The sequence below is a fragment of the Exiguobacterium sp. SH3S1 genome (assembly GCF_004337105.1).
Classification (GTDB): domain Bacteria; phylum Bacillota; class Bacilli; order Exiguobacteriales; family Exiguobacteriaceae; genus Exiguobacterium; species Exiguobacterium aurantiacum_A.
Genome location: NZ_SJUW01000007.1, coordinates 119196 through 136976 on the forward strand (window position 1 = coordinate 119196; position 17781 = coordinate 136976).

Here is a 17781-nt window from a genome sequence, read left to right on the forward strand (position 1 = left end):
CTTCACTCTGTAAATTCAATTTGTTTATTTGATTTAATGATTTCTTTTAATTTTCGTGACAACGTATTTACGTAATTCTCTACATCTTGTTCCGATGATAACGTTCTAATTGATACCAAATCTTGGACTCTTACTTTCTCTGTCCGAATCAATGGTTGAACAGGTGGATCAACAATGTTTTCCTTACCATTTGTAATTCGCTTTTCTCGCTCTTGTGCTTCTAAGATTTCACGTTTTATTTGTCGAAGTTTTTGTTCTTTAAACGTATGACTTCTTGCACTTGCTGCATCAACTTTAAAGATATCCGTGTATTGTTCTACTTCTTCGATTTGTTGAAGATAATGCGATTCAATCTGATGTCCCGTTTCTGGCAATACTCCGTATTGTGCAGAATGCAACTTTAATTCTTCTAAGTCAGCTACTAGGTTTTCCATGACCGTTTCTTTTTTCTCTGTCAGAATGGCTTCTAATTCTTGACGAAGTACGTTCACCAATCCAGGAATCTCTTTAATCTGTTTATAAGGACTTGAGTTATTTATTATCGATTCTAATTGACGCATCGCATGGTCTACTTCTTCAGTCATGAGGTATGTCTTATTTTCTTCGAATTTCGTCAGCCCATTTACTCCCTGATCAAAAATCTCTCGTTGACTCGACCCAAAGAAACTCTTCACGTAAGCCATATCCTCTTCCCAATCAGCTAACGGTTCTTGTAATTCTTTTAGTTTTTGTAGGAAAGATGCGTTATCAAGCTGTTTCGTAAATTGATTAAAGTATTCCAATCCCTTTTGTAGTAAAGAAAGGCCTGGATACTTATTCACATTATAGTTTGCTTTCAATACTGCAATCTCTTGACGCTGTTGCTCGATGATTTCTCGAATATCTTTTACCAAGCCATCTTCATCATCAGCCACGTCCGGCTTTTGAAATACTTCTTTACAGATTCTTCGCGCTGTACGGAGTAGTACCTCGTCTACTTTAACTCGTTTAAGCACAAGTGCTTTATCAGCCTCTTTTGCATTCGTTAATACTGTCATCAACTGATTGATATCCGTCTCCGTCTCTAAATATTCAGAGTTAAAGCGAACACGTATCCGCTGTTCTTTTAATGCTTGTACCAGTAAAGATGCAATATCTAACTGCTTCCATCCATATGGCTTACTCATAAAGCGATCATAAATCAGTTTGATCCGAATCTGTTTATCTAAATCATTTTGCATATCAACATATTGAGTGACTTCACGTTGCGCCAAATCATTTGGATGTGCTTGAATCGTATCTCCAAACGAAATTTGTTGAGTCGTGTCAGTCAATAGCGAATGAAGTTCTTTTTCATTCTCTACATGCTGTTTCACATATCCCAATTTCGTATAAACGTTATCGACTAGTTGCTTGAGTGCGACATTCATCTTTTCTTTCACCGAGGAACCTTTTACGTCAATTTTGTCTCCATTCACGAAGTAAGTACCAGACTTAATTGCTTCTTCGAGTAGCATTTTTACTCGTTGACGACGCTCACGAGCCTCAGCTTGCTTATTGTTTAAGATATTTTGAATGTTCTCCGGTAATTGTGTAATATTCTTTTTCTTGCGATACTCTTCAATCCGCAGTACCTCTTCCATTTCTTCTACATATAATTGGTTTCCACCGAGTTTCAAAATCAATTGATCGGCACTTGAAGATAACATCATCAATTCTTGTTCTGCACTCCCGAAGTAATCTGACAACGGAGATAGAATATGGATACCAATCGTAGCGGTTTGATTTCCGTATGGTCTCTCGTCCATCACTTGATTAAAAGCAAATGAGTATTCTTTCGAATATGCAAATCGTTTATCGTCATATAATTCACTGAAAACATATTGAGCCAATTCTCGTTTGACGAGTGTTTCGTCTATTTGAAGCTGTTTGATATCACGGTTAATGTCTTGTTCATCATCAGTTAAGAAAATATAGTCATCTCCGTTTTTACCAATCAATGTTTGTGACATTAGTTTACGAAGTGCAACCTTAATCTTCTCTTTCAATTCAAGTTTGTCTTCATCAATATGGTTCACCATTAACGTAGCAATATTATCTAAGTTTGCTGGCAACTCTTTAACATATTTGACCATGAATAGAACTTTCAACAAATCGACGTTAAATTCGTCATCCATTAATGCAGGGTTATGACGTGCCCCTTCGATCACACGTGAAATAGACGGATTTAAAAACTCATTAATCGTGTCGTAAAAAGCGTAAAACGGAATGAGCGATCCATCCTCGCTATCTTTATAACGAAGAGCTGCTTCTTTGAACGCAGACAACATCGATCGTTCTCCTTCTGACAAATGCTTCCCAGAAGAACCATGACGACGGACTTGTTCGAACACATTTTGAAGTAGTTTAAATTGATAAGGGACGAACGGATAAACTTCTGCAAATTCTACGTCATCTTGATAACCACGTAAGTCAGCCGTACTTTCTCGGAAGCTAATCAAGTTTTTTAAGATGGCGCTCTTGTTTGGGTGATCCGCTCGTAGTTGATCAAGCACATGAGGTTGCTTCTCTAAAATCCGTTTTTTAATGACTTCATCGACTGAAATCGAAGATAAAGAAAGACGTGTATCGAATCGTCCTTGGATACGTGAGAAATCGTCACCCTTTACTTTTATGATCGAGTCGATACTTTCTTGGGAAGTCACGATGATCCATACTTTTCCTTCCGCATGTGTCCCCAGGTCTTCAGCCACCGTTTGGAGATTTAACATAAGACCGCGGTTGTCTCCGATGTATTGACCAATCTCATCCACTAGAAAGACAAGATGGAAGTTAGATCCTTTGCTATCAACGTAGTCTTTCACGTCTTTCGCAAACTTTTCAATCGTAATTTCAACTTGATCGAGACGCTTCTCAAACCAGTTTCTTGCTGTCTCATCTGACATGTCTGTCGCTTCCGTTAGCGCCTTCACAATGTAGTCCATGTCGAAGTAGACACTGTTCCGTCGCTCTTCCCACGGTTCCCCAGCTGCTATTTCAAATGCTTGTTTAAATGTGTCGTACACACCTTGCTTATCAAGGTACTTCTCCATTTCCGCAACGCCAGGAGTATCGCTGTAACCACGATGCTCGTTAAATACATTTACAAACACTCGAAGAATCGCATCATTTTTTGATTTGTTATCTAAGGCACTCTTCGAATCGATATTGAATAGTACTGTTTCTGTCTCAAGTGTTGAGGTGCGTTTCATGTTCGCATAAACAAGCGGATCATTAATTTTTTGTTCAAAGAAATCAACCGGCAACTTCCCGTTTACCGGCTTATTTTGCAATAAGTACGATAAGATTTTCAGGAAGTGTGATTTACCAGACCCAAAGAAACCACTGATCCATACACCCATCTTGTCCGTCTTTCCGTCTATTCCTTTTTGATAGTTAGTGTAGAGCTTGGAAAAATGTTTATGTAATTCTTGCGTGACAACATATTCGTCCAATTCCTGATAAACATCTGTGTCAGTCGTTTGTGCGACTTTGATAACTCCACGGATATCACGTTCAATATCTTTTAAAAACATCTGCTTAAGTTGCATATATCATTACTCCTTTATTGATTTAGTCGACTAATCGAAAAGCACGGTAGTAGTTATCATCTTTAAATTTTCCAAACAACCGTAATGACTGACCGTCATACGTGCCAGGGAAAAACATAATGACAGGCGTTTTATCTAGGACTTCTTGTAAGTTATTTAAAATAGTATGGGACCGAAGAAATGGATAGACTTTCCCGATGCCTGTTAAAAAAATGACTGGATTATTCATAGATACAGTTTCTAATCGTTCTCTTACTTTATTTAAGAAAATATCAGGCTTCGCAAATGTCGTCATGGCTTTAAATAAGGCATCTGGACCTTGTTTTTCTTCCATTTCAAATATTCGGTTGAATATTTTTTTCTCTTTCGTGATATCGATTAACATGTCGTATAAATCAAACTCGAGTATTTGACGATCTGTACCGTCGTAGTTGAATGTTTTTTTTATCACTCTTACGTAATCACGTACTTTTAGTTCATATTCAGGTTCATAATCAAAGACGTAAAAACTAATCTCATTTCCTAAGCCTCTTCCTTCGATGAATTTTGGTTCCTTCATCTTCGGAATGATCTCTCCTAGTCTTGCATCAATTGATTTCATATACTTTCTCCTATTGCTCGTAAATATTCTTTGTCTCCGATTGCGATGAGGTGTGATTTTAGACTCGGCTCTACCCAAAGCGGATTCAATTCTGTACCTTGTCTTGTTTTTAACAAACCACTCTCAAATAATACTTGCATCATTGCTCGCTTTAATTTTTGAGCATTGATTACACTCCATCCTGCAACTACAGTACTACTTTCCGCCTTCGTAGCAAAAAATAAATTCAAGTCTCTCTTTTCAATTGAAGGATTGTTCGAGGAAAATTTATCTCCTATTACTTCACTCATAAATTCGTAAAAGAGACGATCTGTCTTCATAATCGAGTATAAGTTGACGACCTTCGCATCTTCTAAAGAACCATGCAAAAGAGAATGACGTAGTGTCTCATCAAGCACTTTTAACCTGCGCATGATGGAAGGTAGTGTGCGATTAATACGGCCTTTGTTTTCAAACTGAAAATAGTTGTCATTCATGACTTTTAAACGTATTTCATTCTCGGTAAATCCCTGCTCTTGCAATTCGGCTGCTTTTTTTAATTCAAAAAGTAAAAATGATGCTCCATTTAAGCTAGATGAATACTCAAGTGAATGATTCATATATTCTTTCCTTCCCAAAACCATTTAATCAATGTGATCAGTTAGAATTCTTTTGACGATAGCTAATCTTCGCTTTCCACTCTGTTGTATTAAAACCGTTGTGAATTGACGATTTTTAATCATTTTGTCTCCGTTGTGTTCATAGAGGTCATGAACACCTTGAAGCAAATAATCTTCATCAATGTCACGATTCCAATATGAATCAATCAGTTCATTCAGAGCTTTGGCGACATCTCGCTGGGTGCGATAAAATAGCCTAAGTTTCATAAGCTCACTCCAACATTATTTTTTTCTTACTCTATTCTTATTCTAACTATGGCTGGTCAAAGGTACAATCTTATTTAGAAAGATTTGTGTAAGGAATATATGATTATCTTATAAAATTTTTAATTCTTACCCTTGTATTTTTTTATTTAAGGTTGAAGCCATTCCTTTTTCTTTTTGAAAGGAATGGCTTTAATAATAGAATTTATATTTTTTGAGAAGACTGAATTTTAATTGAAATAGCATCGTCATAGTTATATATAGCTTCAAAAGATTTAACAATCAAACTAGCGTCACTCAATTTATTGCCTGTGATTTTAGATATGACTTGAGTATCAATATTTTGTCTGATCATATTCACTATAGAGTGTTGAATTAGTCCACTAAAGTCATTTCTTTTAGTAATCTGTTCTAGTCTTTCAGCAAAAAAACCTGTTTTTAAATCTAGTCGATTACCGTCGAGACTTAGGAATAAATAATCTGATGTATTTTGCAATACAAATGTGCACAATAATGCAACGAAAAGTACAGAACTTTGCCAGCTGGGTTTTAGTGTTTCGACAACGCATGCGTGACACGATAACTGTCACCTGTGAAGTTTAGTATGTGAGCGTGATGGATGACGCGATCGACGAGTGCCGCCGTTAGGCGCGCGTCGCCAAAGATGCGATTCCACTGGCTGAACTCAAGGTTGGATGTGATGATCAGGCTCTTTCGCTCGTACCAGTCGGTGATGAGATGGAACAGGAGTTCCGCAGATTCTTTTGTGAGAGGGATGTATCCCATCTCGTCTAAAATGATAAGGTCTGCCGATTCGAGACGTGAATGGAAGCTGCTCAGTTTCCCATCCCGCCAGGCCTTGTTGAGTTGCTCTACGAGCTCGGAGACCCGGAAGAACCTCACCTCATAACCTTTGTGACAAGCTTCTCTCCCGAGTCCGATGGCCAAATGGGTCTTTCCTGTTCCCGGGGACCCTGTCAGAACGACGTTCTGTGAATGCTCGACGAAATTCAGTGAGGTCAGTTCGTCCTTATCCAAATGCTTCGGAAAGTAGATGTGATTGCCCCAGTGATAGTCGTCGAGTGACTTGTTGTTGATGAATTTCGCCTTTTTGATAAATCGTTGCGCCTTCGCTTCTTCGCGGAGGCGCATTTCCATAGAGAAAAGTTCCATAAGAAATTTTTCAGGAGATTCCGTTGGAATCGATTCATAGATTTCGGCGACGTAGGCAAGGCGGAGCGACTTGCACATTTCTTTTAGGCTCATGCAGTGCCACCTTCTCCCCACGGCCGGTTTAGGCTATCATATTTGCTCCAGTCCACATCATAAGGATGGTCCTCAACCACGGCTGGATCATCGTCCTCGCTCAGGAGTTCGTATAGGCGTTCATTGACCTCGAGGATCGGATACAGTGCGAGCTTGGCTCGGATCCAGGCCAGTCTTTCTTGCCGGACGAGTAAGTTCGGTACGCCCAGGTACTCTTTGATTCTACCCGGCAGGTATTCGGAATAACGGGAGTGACCGAAGCTTCTCGGTTTCTTGTGCCAAGTGCTGATGATGTTTTCCCACGGGAGCGCACGTTTTGTCATCATGTAGGGACGTTTTTCTTCGTAGAGGATTTCTCCGTAAAGTGAGAGAATCTTCATCGAATCCCATCTTAGTATGGCGCGTACTTGCCCATGACGAGCTCCAGAGGGGATCAAGACTTTCGTCTTATCGATCGTTATTTCGCCGTACTTGTTCACCTTGAACAGTTCTACTTTGAAGACAGGGAAGTCTTCTTGGGGCAATCGCAATAGATGTCTCTGCTCTTCTTCGAACAGCTCACGGATCAGCACATGCTTTTCGTAATGCACTCTCTCCATGTCGTCCCGTAGGGAAACTGCGAGTTGTCTGTTCATCGAATCGTAATCATGCATGACAGGGGCCGGGACAAGAAAGTTGTATCGAACGTATCCCACCTTGTTCTCGACACTTCCTTTCTCGTTCCCACTGTAAGGATTACAGCTTTGGACTTGGAAGCCATAATGAGCCATGAACTGCAGGAAAGCATCAGTATAGATCGCCTCTTCTTTCGTCGTTCGCGGTTGGATGACTGCGGCAGGGAGATTATCGATTCTGAGTTGTTGCGGCACACCGCCGATTTCTTCAAAAAGCATTTTGAGTCCCGTAAGGAAGCACTCTTGGTTTTCTGCGGGGAGAACGACGGCTGCCGTGCGGTTGCTGAAGGGCAGACTCATGACGAGGCACTTCACATCGACCGCATGACTATCTTTGACGACTTCCATCGTCCCGAAATCCACCTGCGCCTCACCCGGAGGGTGCTGCAATCGTTCGTGCCTTGTGTCGTTTTCCTCCTCGCTCGTCATATGCCAGCTCTTGATGAAATTGCAGACCGTTCGGTAAGAACCCTCGAATCCGTTCGCCACCAGCGTTTCATAAATCTTTTTATTCGTTCGTCTTAACTTTTTCTGAAGCATCTGATCCTCGGTCAACCAATCCTCGACCATCTCGCCCCATTTTGTTCCGTACATCATGCCCCTCTTGGGGCGAATGGTTTCACTCGGCAATTGAGCTGAATCCGCGTATTTTTTTACTGTCCTCCAATTGAGGTCTAGATTTTTAGCGATTCGATTGATTGAATGTGATTTGTGGTTTCTGAGAAATTTGATACAATTGATATCGGACATTGCTAGCATTCCTTCCATCTCCTAACGTTCTTGTGTCGCAACTTAAACGTTAGGGTGAGATTGTGGTTGCTGGCAAGTCCTTTTTCTTTTCTAAAATAGGAGTGCAGAGTTGTGTACGTTTCCGTTGCACACTTCTGCACTCCTATTTTGCACTACACATCTGATTCAGATTTAATATTGTTTCTAATATTAATATACTTCTCTAAATCATCTAAAATTTTTTCGTTGAGATGTACTTTTATACCATTGATGTATAAGTAGTTATATTTAAAATTTAAATCATTAATTTTTATATTTCTTAAAACACTATACTTTGTTCCAAAACAATAAACAAAATTAATTACCATAGCAAATAACATATCGTTGTAAGTTTTCTTTTGATTTTTACTCTGATGATCCATTAATTCTCGACATTTACTAAGCAGTAATGACATATCCTTATCAGTGTATGGATTAAACGATACGTTTTCTTTTAATTGGGGATGATTTTCTATAAAATAATTTGTCTTAGACAAAAATGAATTTTTACTGCTGTTTCCTTCTGCCAATTCTAATTTAAACTCCGAATTTCTAATAACACCTTTTTCAAGTAAATAATTGAAGTAATTGCGTAATCCTGTCCTGTAGTGTTTTGCTCTTGCTTTAGAAGAGATTCCTTTTTCGATGATAAACTGATTGATACTTTCAATTACTAAATCAGTCCATATACCGTTAGAAAAAACTCTCTTTTGTTCATCAATGTTAGAAATGTAATCCGCAAAGTATCTGACGTGACTTTCATACTTAATACCATCACTTAGTATAAAGTCATTAATTGTTTTCTCTGAAAAAGGCACTATCTATTCACTCCTCACAATTATTTAAATCATTTCTCATTCTTTTTATAAACGCCTCCTGATACCCCGCTCTCCTTCTCACTTTCATCTCTTCCACCACGTCTTCCAACTCAACAGCGGTCACCCGAGTCAACTTCACCAACCGTTCTGTGGACAACTCAACACTCGGTTCGGACGCGACATAACTTTCTAAATCCATGCACCAATAATCGAGCTTGTCGTCATAGCGATCCTTTAACCGTGCCGCCATCTGCAAGCCTTCCGGATCAAAGTCTCCGGCGTACTTCAACTGACAACCCGATGCAACGAGCGCGTCTAGTAAGCGATACGCCGCGAGTTTGAACTGTCCGTGGGTACAAACGAGCGGAGCATTCGGCACGTCATCGAGTAAACTCGAGAACACTCCTGAGTTTTCAACAATCCACACCGTTTCCCCATAACTCGGATAAATCCGGTCTACGTTCAACAACTCCCGCATCGGAACGTTCAAGACACTGTGTGTCGTTCGTGCCCCTTGCCACATCGCATGTTCTACACCCTTACTGTCGGCCGCTAAATTTGCACACGACACATAGTTCGTGATGTCGTCCCGAAGTAGTTTGTACTCAAGCAACAGTTCGTTCACCCGCTCCGTGTCGCTCGGTGGCGGACCACCTTGCCCACGTTTGACGTGCAGTACGTGAATCAACAGTCGCCCTAAATCGTTCGTTCGGTCGAACGCATGCGGATTTCCGACGATGCGTTGCCCAAACACCGGCAGCCGCTCATAATCGAGCGGCAACCCGTCTAGTGCTTGCGTCAGCTGTCTACAATACAGATCAAACTGATCCGTTCCAAGCATCCGGTTGATCCAATGCGTATCGGCTGACTTTTGTTCGATGTGGGTGAACCAATAGCCAAGCTGCGGATACGTCAGCGCGAGCTCACGAAAACGTTCCGTCCGCTGTTCTTCCATTTGGATAAGCGCTTCTTGTTTCGTTACGAGCGCCTCCCCGAAATACGCCTCGAGTAACTCGAGTAACATCACGCCTTCAAACTTTGTCGTCTGCAGTTTCTTCTCGAACGCTCGAAGCGTCACCGTTTTCTTCAACCGGATCGTCGCAACGTCGTCTCCGAAGAAACGGGCGATCGCGTAGAGTTCATCATCTTTAAACGATTGAACCGAAACCGATCCACCTATTTTCCCGAGCGAGGCATACTTGTTTCGAAACTGTTCAAACAGACGCAAGAATCCTGTCGATGTTTTAAAATAGTGTGCGGCTTCTTCGACTAGCATCTTCATTGGAGTGTCTCTTCTCTCGCGTGCCGTTTCTCCCCGTCCCACACGTAATGGAGGACGGTGACATAGTCCGCGTTTTTCGGGCGCAACAGCTCACAAATCGACAGCGACGAAATCGTATCGTAATCGCCCCACAGAATTTGGGAGTTCATGATGTAATCGAAGCCGAGCTGCTCGACAATCTCGAACATCTCGCGGATGTTGTTCTCGTCGACCCCGGCGAACGCCTCGTCGAGAGAGATGATATACGGCGCTGTATCAGCCGCCTCTTGATAACGCGAGTAACACGCTGTGAAGAGAGGGATGTACATCGCCATCGCTTTCTCCCCGCCGCTGAACTTAAAGAAGTTGTTATTTGTTAGTTCACGCTTTGGTTCATTCGTCCGCTCGAAGTACAATACGAACGAGAACCATTTCCGATAATCGAGCACTTCACGAAGCACTTGCAGGAGCGTCTGTCCATCCCCGTCTTCTTTGATCATCTGCTTCGCTTTAATCAGTTTCGACCGGAAATGGGTCGTGATCCGCTCGAAGTCCTCGTCTTTCAACAGCTTCGCATCTTGTTTCAAAATATGGACCAAATCTTTCGTGTCGAGTTCTTCCTCACTCTCTGCCGTACGTGGCCGCCATTTGATTGAGAACGTAAGGCCTGACGACGTGTTCCGACTCTCCATCAACGCATTCATTTTCTCAGTCCATTGTTCGGCGCGGCGAATACGAGAGCGGAGCTTCGTCCCGACTGATTTGAAGAGGATTTCTTCATACAGTTCTTTATCGCTCTCATTCAAGATGCTCTCTTGGCGTGCGAACTCTTCCTCGACCGTTCGTTTGACCGCTTGCGGGCTTGCCTGCTGACCACGTAAGTCGAGCGAGATGATACGACGTGTCGTCTTCTGTTGCCATATCTCGACTTCTCGTCTGAACCGGTCGTCGACGCCCTGCATCCACGCTTCAAGCGGTAGCTCTTCGGTGAAGTTTCGCATCCGATATTCCATCAAATCATTTTGTTGGTCGATGAACGCTTTCGATAAAAGTTCGTCGGCTTTTGATGCGCTACTCGTAAGTCGTTTCCTGTATACCGCTTCAATCGTTTGGGACAACACTTCGGGATCATCCCCGTCCACGTCGAGTGAGACGATTCCTCGTTTCCACTCCGCTTTTAGGGCCGTGTCCCATGCTTGCCGCATCTGTTTTGACAGCGTATGGCTATGACTCTTAGCGTCTAGCTTGGTCGCATCCGCCTCAAGTTGTGTTTCTCGAGTCGTGACGAGCTTCCACGATCTACTCAATTCAGATTCAATTCTTGCCAACTCCGCTTGAACAGCTTGACTTTGTTGATGGATGTCGTCAGCGTCCTCTTGTTTCAGCTGTTCTTCAATTTTCGCGATATTTTTTCGAACTCGTTCCATCCCGTCCTCGAGCTCGTTCAGTGCACCCATCAGTTCGATGATGTCTTCCTCTGCTTCCTCGATGGTCGCCTCGATCGTTGCGAGCCGTTTGTTCGACGCGACCGCATTGTCGTGCTCCCGATGCGTCTCGAGTAATAAATCTTTATAATTCACCATCGCCCGCTTCGCTTGCTCAAACACGGATTGCGTCTTTTCTAGTTCGAACGGCTCGGCCAATGTATATACTTCACGCTTCAACACGTTGAAACGCTCACTCGTCTGTTTCAACATGTCTTCAATCTGCCGGCAACGTCGCTCCAGGCTCTCGATCTCAAATCCGACCTTTTGAATCTCTTGATGGCTCATCCGCAGATCGCGGTCGGACGGAAACACGTTCCATGCCGCGTCGGCCAACTCGATTTGTTGGCGCAACTCCGCTTGCTCACCACGTAACGTCACGCGCTCGAGTTGAAGTTGTTCAATCTCATGCGTTAACTGTTCAATCTTCTCGTCCCGATAACGTTTCCGGGCAACGCGTCCGAGGAAACGGACGTGTTCGACCGGCACCGCATGTCCTTTCAATTGTCCGAGTCGATACGTCCCGTCTTCTCGGATCGACGTCTCACCGTCGCCAATGAGGACGCTGCGAAGCACGTCGTCGATCCGGTCTGAAGCAATCCCCGTATCCCCCGGGCTCGGCTTCAAATAATCGGCTAACGTGTGTGCCATCATCTGTGGCGCCGGCAACAAGACCCGGTCGTATGTGACATCCGCCTCGGTGATGAGGGCGTCTAACATCCCGCTGTCAATCAACGCCGCTTCGATCCGTTTTTGAATGTCTACATCCACCCCATCCACGAACTCGACGAGCGCATATAGTGGCGCGAAGACGACGCCGTCGGCCCGCATCTGGTCACGGTATGCTTTCGTCATCGGATCGATGGCTGGTTCGGGATCAGTCTTCATTTCCCACTCAGAAAGCGTCGTCTCGACGGCTTGAATGTTCGTATTGATCGCCTGTTCGGCCGCTTTCTTCAAAGCAACTTTTTCGCGCAGTCGGTTCTGATAACGGACCACATGTGGTTGAACGAGACGCAACACATCCTCATACGTCGACGGGTCATAGTCGTTTCGAAGCGTGCGCTCGATGTGCCCGACCGTCTCTCTTTCGACGTCAAATTCGGGATGTTCCTCGGTCCAGCTGTACACGTCTGCGAGATGACGCTCGATGTCTTGATCGAACGTCTTTTTCCAATCATTCTGTTCGTGCTTTTTCTGATCACGCGCTTGTTGCTCGTCGGCGAGTTGCTTGTTTTCCGTTTGGAGCTTCTGCTTCGTCTCTTCGAGCGCCCGCATCCCTTCTGCTACTTTGCTGAGGCGGTCCGTATGTTCGACCACTTCTTGTTTCCACGTCAGGAAGTCGAAGTCTTGATTCAAGCGTCGATAGTCGGAGACGTTCAACTCATGACGGTCGAACGCCGCCTGTTCCGCGTCGTACTCCATATCCTCGATCAGTCCGTCAATTGCTTGACGCGTGGCGCGATGGACCAACTGTTCTTCGTCTTGGCGCTGTTTCGTATCATGGATTTTTTGAGCGGTCTTCGTTCGCCGCTCGTCTTGACGTTGATAATCAGCCGTGATGCGCTGTAACGTCTTCCCTTCTTTCTTCAACTCGTCTTCTAAGTTCCAAACTTTGTGGGACGCCAAACGTTGACGCTGACGTTCGGCCGTCGCTTTGTCTTGCTCGAGTTGTTGAATCAGTTGCTTCAGCGTCTCGACCTCACGCGTCCTTGACGCTTGGAGTTCACGTAAATCATGAAGTTCTTGTGTTTCTGTCGTCTCTCGTTCGGTCGCTATCCGGTACTCGACGGCGAGGTCGGCCACGTGACGCTCGTTATACGCATCGTACGTTCGACTCAACTTCTGCAACGCGATGAGCTCACGTTCGAGCTGCTCGAGTTGTTGCTTCGTCTGGTCCATCTGTTCGATCGTGTCGGACAAGTGGCGTAAGTCGTCATCTGACAACGGTGGCAACGCCGCCTCGAGAATCTCGTAGATGACGGTCGGCCGGAAGTCTTTTGACAGTTTCGGGCTCCGCAACTGGATGAGTAGCTTGATTAACTCTTCATAGGCGTCGATCGACTCAAAGCCGAAGACGTGTTTGTTGACGAGTTGCATATAGTCACCTTGCGTCGTCACGACTTTTCCGCCTTCCCCGATGACCCGTTCGAGTTCGACCCGCGAGTACGGGATCTTACTCGTCTGCGTCCCTTGACGGTCGAGTTTATACAACTCGATGTCGATGTTGATGCGGCGATTGTCTGTAATGACAAACCCCCAGAATTTGAGTGGCTTCCCACGCTTTGCTTGGAGCCCGATGCCTGTCGTCACGTATTGATTCGTCTCGGTCTTCTTGTATTCGATGAACAAGTAGCCCGTCCGCTCTTCCCGTTCGACGACTTCTTTTTCACCGAGTAAGTAGTCTTCCATCTTGCGCGCTCGCGAACCGAACGGGTCGAGCCGGTCCGGTGACTTCTTCCCGTCGAGTAACACGGGCAGAAAACTCTGCATCGTCACGGATTTCCCCGAGCCGTTACTGCCTCGAAGCAACAGCTTCCCGTCCGAGAAATCGAACGTCTCTTCTGTGTAATACCAAAAATTGAGCAAGCCTGCCCGGTTCATTTGCCAGCGATTTTGCGCCCTCATTTATTCGCCAACTCCTCTACGAATTTTTCTGGATAATATCCTGTCGTGCGACCGAACCCGGACTGGATGACAAGGATCCCTGAATCCGCCTCCACGTATCCGAACTCCCATTCACGTAGGAGCAAAACGAGTTCTGCCGCTACTTTTTTCGGTGTGTCTTCCCGGTACTGTTTCGCCCAGCCCGGTCCCCACTCAATCTGGACCGCCTCAACAATTCGTTCAAATTCAAGCAATGTAATCCGGATCTCGCCCATCTCGTTAATCGGTAGTTCACGTTTCCTGATATGGTCTGCCACGTGCAAGGAGACACCCGTGATCCCTTTTTGGTTTGGGAACAACGTGTAGCGCTGTTTTTGCTCGGGCAAGACGAGCATGGCCGCATTTTTGAACACTTCTAACCGGAACGGGGTGAACTTCTCGAACTCTTCCCCGAGCCGATTCCTGAAATTACGGATATAGGCGAAGTCCGGGTCGTCTTTTGACTCCCGGTACACGATTGGGGAGAACATGAGCTTGCGGTACACTCGTTTCCGGCGCTCATCTTCTTTTTGACGGCTCCACTCACTCGTTAAGATGTCTTGAATCGTCGCATAGTTGAACAAGTCCTCTGGATAAGACCGCATGAAATAGCGTGCGTGTACGCTCACTTCATACAACACTTCTTCCGTCTCGCTCGTCGCGAACAAGTCGACATCCCCATCAACCGCCCGAATCAACTTCAGTTCATCGAGTTGTTTGAGCGCGCGGACGAGTGATTTGCGATGACGGTAGTTCGTCCAATCGAGAGACAAGTCGCCCGGGTACATCTCTTGAACGTCCTCCGTGATATGGGATAGCAAGAACTGCTCATCGACCGACTTGCTCTCCGTAAATGCAAGCGCGCAACAGAAAATGGCGTAATCCATCGGTTCGGTGAACGCTTGGATACCCATCCACGGCTTCGGGTCGACCGGAAGCTTCTCGAGTTTGATGAAATGTTGATGTACGATCAAATCGAAGCCGAACTTCTCTGTCACGTAGCGTTTCAACTGATGTTCACGTTCACGGATTTTTTGGTAGACGAGCGGTTGCTCCGCCCGAAGCACCCAAAACTGTTCGAATAGAATCCCAAGTGCCTCAAGCATCCGTTCATCTACTTTTGTTTCCCCACTCATGACGTCACCTCCTCATCGATAAAGTGATACTCTACGTTCGGCATCTCAAGTGATCCGTCGGTCGCCCGCAGGATGACACGCTCTTCCTCGAGCGTCACGCGCACGCGGCGGCCATACTCCGTTTTGACGACCCGATCTTCCCGTACCATCGCTTTACCGAGCCACGACAGTAACAGCTTCCGCACGTGCGGCTCGATGACCGGGAGCGCTTTGATCGAGATGACGCCCGCTTCGATGTAATGTTCGATCGCTTCTTTCTCTTCTTCGAGTTGCTTCAAGTGGAGTTGGCGCATCTCCGCAATCTTCTCAGACCGGTCGATGATGGCCCCGGCTTTCGTCGATTCTTTATATTTCGTCGTCCGTGGTTTTGTCTCGTGCTGCATCGGCGCCTCGTCCCACACGTCGACGTACATGTCGTCGGTCGGGACTTCTTCTCCGTACAAGTGCCGGGTGTGGAACACGCCGAACACGACAGAAGACAGCTCATGGGCCATTTCAATCGTCTCGATCCCATCGAACCACTTTGCCAAATGTTCGTAATCACGGCGCCGGCTCCGGAACTGTTGATGCCGTTCGCTCATTCGTTGGACAATCCGGGTGATCCGTCGGATGGCTTCGTTCGTCCGTTCCTGTAGACGTTCAAACTCACTCTCGCCATGCGTCGTTCCAAGGAACCACGCTCTCAAGTTACGCCATTTTTCGACTAAGTCGATCATCGGGTCCATGTCGTCTTCTTCGAACCGGAACGCCTGATGTTGGTGTCGGACGACTTGTTGGAAGAACGGTTCGAGCCGCTTCGTCGTAAGCGACGTTAGCAAGTCTTGAATTTGCATCGCCGTCCGCTGCAAGGCGATGATGAAGTCGCGTAAATACGTCGTGAATCGGTCCTTATAGACGAGGAACGCTTCCGTCTTCATCTTGTCGACGACTTTCTCACTATGGATGTAGGCGATATAGTCCGACGTGTTTTGCGTGATTTTACGGAAATAATCCATCACATCATCCCAAAGCTGTGCGCATTCAGCGTCGGACTGTCCGTTTGCTTTCTCGATGGCGTCGAGGACGTGATAGAGCCGCTCGAACTGCGTCTTCTCGAGTGAGCCGCCGAAACTGTCACCGAGTTGTTCGAGCTGGATCATCATCCGCTCGAATTCGACCGTGTACGGCGTACATTGATAACGGAAACTTTTCTTTTTGTATTCTTCAATCGTCTTCGCCTTCCGGTGCTCTTGGCTCGCGATCAAGTTGCCCCATTTGACGAGCGACTCCAAATCCTGATGCAATCCGTCCATCGTGTATTCTTGAAATTCTATGTACTGACTTAAATACTCATAAATCTCTTCCGGATATAAAAACTCACGCATCCGTTCATGTTGGATGTAGAAGTAACGTAAAATCGGACGATAGCTCCAAGCCTTATCCGCCGTCAAATACGTCGCTTCTTTGATTTTCTTTTGCAGCCCTCGTTGCATCTCGTTGCCCCTCTCTATGTTCTCCATGATTAAGCATAATACAGATCCATGAGAGCGGAAATAGACAATTCCTATTTTTGGAAGAGGATGAACAATTTTGTGTTAGGTCAAATTTAATGGAATCAAAATCCTTAGTAAATAAGTAATATTGTTTCTACTCATTTTTATGAGAGAATCAAATCAATAGGTTCATCTTTCTTATGTTATGCCAAAAAGTAATAAGGTCTTTGGAGAATAGACGAAATATTAAGAGGTGAAATAAATGAACGAGAAAATCAAGTTAAGTGACGCCTTCGCCATCTATTTTTATGATTTGGAATTTAATCAAAAGAAATCTAAACAAACACTTAAATCTTATCGAAATACATTAAAGCAATTTGAACAATTTGTTTTAGACAAAGGCGTTGTTTACATTCAAGACATTACCGAAACAAAACATGCGATTCCTTACCGACGCTCACTAATTGGAAAATCAGAAAACACAGTTAGCTCATACATTCGTTCAGTCAGTAGCTTCTTCTCATTCGCAATTAAAGAAGATTGGATTATAAAAAATCCTTTTAAACTCATCAAAACAAAAGCTGCTCCTCCAAAACAAAAGACTGGGCTATCCCGTGAACAGTTCGAAAAAGTTCTATACTATGCCCGCAACGAGACCCTATACACAATTTATTTAATAGGCGGTGATGCGGGCTTACGTATCACTGAAATCCTAAATTTAAAAAATCATCATATTGATTTTAAAGGAAACTGTATTATTGTCGAAAAAGAAAATAAAAGTGATCGTCGTATCGTACCTATGACTACGCGCTTAGCTCAAGCTTTGAAGCAATATATCGAAAAAAGTCGTCCTAAATTTCAAAATTCAAATCTAGTTTTTATTATGCCGAGTGGACGACCTGTTAATTCTAACTTTGTAAATGAAGACTTAATGAGGATCAGCTCTTCAGAATTAGGATTTCACATAACTAGTGAAACGTTGCGATATAGTTTTGCCATGGCCCTTTATAGTCGAAAAGTTGATTTGATGATGATTCAAAAACTTCTAGGTCATAGAACAATAAATGCCACTGTCGCATATTTAGAAATTCCAGAACCTAACGTAAAAGACGCAATAGTGAGTTTAGAATGCTAATGTCTATTTCAACTCCCCACGCTTTCCATCCCTGATAGTTTTTAGTGACTCGAACAAAAAATAACAGGAGCGCCTTATTGATTCACGG

Annotated in this window: 12 protein-coding genes; 1 reads left to right on the top strand and 11 read right to left on the bottom strand. The window is 44.5% G+C overall.

Going from position 1 to position 17781, the window contains the following annotated elements; translation table 11 throughout:
• Positions 1 to 2: 2 nt before the first annotated feature.
• The 11 genes from brxC to EVJ26_RS09705 form a co-directional block, all read right to left on the bottom strand.
• On the bottom strand, positions 3 to 3569 hold the full coding sequence (gene brxC, locus EVJ26_RS09655; RefSeq protein ID WP_131470342.1) for a BREX system P-loop protein BrxC: 3567 nt from the start codon (positions 3567 to 3569) through the stop codon (positions 3 to 5).
• 22 nt (positions 3570 to 3591) lie between these two features.
• The gene (locus tag EVJ26_RS09660) at positions 3592 to 4170 is read right to left on the bottom strand and encodes a DUF1788 domain-containing protein (RefSeq protein WP_131470343.1); all 579 of its coding nucleotides are present in this window, start codon (positions 4168 to 4170) and stop codon (positions 3592 to 3594) included.
• Positions 4167 to 4769 carry a DUF1819 family protein gene (locus EVJ26_RS09665; protein WP_131470344.1) on the bottom strand — a complete coding sequence of 201 codons (603 nt, stop codon included), beginning with the start codon at positions 4767 to 4769 and terminating at the stop codon, positions 4167 to 4169. The genes EVJ26_RS09660 and EVJ26_RS09665 overlap by 4 nt, the downstream gene beginning before the upstream one ends.
• Positions 4770 to 4793: 24 nt before the next feature.
• Positions 4794 to 5036, bottom strand: a complete 243-nt coding sequence (locus tag EVJ26_RS09670; RefSeq protein WP_131470345.1) for a TIGR04540 family protein — start codon at positions 5034 to 5036, stop codon at positions 4794 to 4796.
• Positions 5037 to 5582: 546 nt separating this feature from the next.
• Positions 5583 to 6299 carry an IS21-like element helper ATPase IstB gene (gene istB / locus EVJ26_RS09675; RefSeq protein WP_131459130.1) on the bottom strand — a complete coding sequence of 239 codons (717 nt, stop codon included), beginning with the start codon at positions 6297 to 6299 and terminating at the stop codon, positions 5583 to 5585.
• Positions 6296 to 7732, bottom strand: coding sequence for an IS21 family transposase (gene istA / locus EVJ26_RS09680; protein WP_131470346.1), 1437 nt, complete (start codon positions 7730 to 7732; stop codon positions 6296 to 6298). Before istA ends, istB begins: the two co-directional genes overlap by 4 nt.
• Before the next feature lie 143 nt (positions 7733 to 7875).
• Positions 7876 to 8559 carry a hypothetical protein gene (locus EVJ26_RS09685; RefSeq protein ID WP_131470347.1) on the bottom strand — a complete coding sequence of 228 codons (684 nt, stop codon included), beginning with the start codon at positions 8557 to 8559 and terminating at the stop codon, positions 7876 to 7878.
• A gap of 7 nt (positions 8560 to 8566) precedes the next feature.
• Complete coding sequence (locus EVJ26_RS09690) at positions 8567 to 9841, bottom strand: TIGR02679 family protein (protein WP_131470348.1); 1275 nt, start codon at positions 9839 to 9841, stop codon at positions 8567 to 8569.
• Positions 9838 to 13932, bottom strand: a complete 4095-nt coding sequence (locus EVJ26_RS09695; protein WP_131470349.1) for a TIGR02680 family protein — start codon at positions 13930 to 13932, stop codon at positions 9838 to 9840. Before EVJ26_RS09695 ends, EVJ26_RS09690 begins: the two co-directional genes overlap by 4 nt.
• A complete protein-coding gene (locus tag EVJ26_RS09700; protein WP_131470350.1) occupies positions 13929 to 15086 on the bottom strand; it encodes a TIGR02678 family protein in 1158 nt (385 codons plus the stop codon). The genes EVJ26_RS09695 and EVJ26_RS09700 overlap by 4 nt, the downstream gene beginning before the upstream one ends.
• Entirely contained in the window at positions 15083 to 16558 is a 1476-nt protein-coding gene (locus EVJ26_RS09705) for a TIGR02677 family protein (protein ID WP_131470351.1), read from the bottom strand. Before EVJ26_RS09705 ends, EVJ26_RS09700 begins: the two co-directional genes overlap by 4 nt.
• 262 nt (positions 16559 to 16820) lie before the next feature.
• On the opposite strand from EVJ26_RS09705, the gene EVJ26_RS09710 reads away from it, so the two are divergent.
• On the top strand, positions 16821 to 17693 hold the full coding sequence (locus EVJ26_RS09710; RefSeq protein WP_070329022.1) for a tyrosine-type recombinase/integrase: 873 nt from the start codon (positions 16821 to 16823) through the stop codon (positions 17691 to 17693).
• The last annotated feature ends 88 nt before the right edge of the window (positions 17694 to 17781 follow it).

Bases quoted from the DNA above. Each gene is read 5' to 3' on its own strand.
- brxC (WP_131470342.1), bottom strand. From the start codon at position 3,569: ATGCAACTTAAGCAGATGTTTTTAAAAGATATTGAACGTGATATCCGT.
- EVJ26_RS09660 (WP_131470343.1), bottom strand. From the start codon at position 4,170: ATGAAATCAATTGATGCAAGACTAGGAGAGATCATTCCGAAGATGAAG.
- EVJ26_RS09665 (WP_131470344.1), bottom strand. From the start codon at position 4,769: ATGAATCATTCACTTGAGTATTCATCTAGCTTAAATGGAGCATCATTT.
- EVJ26_RS09670 (WP_131470345.1), bottom strand. From the start codon at position 5,036: ATGAAACTTAGGCTATTTTATCGCACCCAGCGAGATGTCGCCAAAGCT.
- istB (WP_131459130.1), bottom strand. From the start codon at position 6,299: ATGAGCCTAAAAGAAATGTGCAAGTCGCTCCGCCTTGCCTACGTCGCC.
- istA (WP_131470346.1), bottom strand. From the start codon at position 7,732: ATGCTAGCAATGTCCGATATCAATTGTATCAAATTTCTCAGAAACCAC.
- EVJ26_RS09690 (WP_131470348.1), bottom strand. From the start codon at position 9,841: ATGAAGATGCTAGTCGAAGAAGCCGCACACTATTTTAAAACATCGACA.
- EVJ26_RS09695 (WP_131470349.1), bottom strand. From the start codon at position 13,932: ATGAGGGCGCAAAATCGCTGGCAAATGAACCGGGCAGGCTTGCTCAAT.
- EVJ26_RS09700 (WP_131470350.1), bottom strand. From the start codon at position 15,086: ATGAGTGGGGAAACAAAAGTAGATGAACGGATGCTTGAGGCACTTGGG.
- EVJ26_RS09705 (WP_131470351.1), bottom strand. From the start codon at position 16,558: ATGCAACGAGGGCTGCAAAAGAAAATCAAAGAAGCGACGTATTTGACG.
- EVJ26_RS09710 (WP_070329022.1), top strand. From the start codon at position 16,821: ATGAACGAGAAAATCAAGTTAAGTGACGCCTTCGCCATCTATTTTTAT.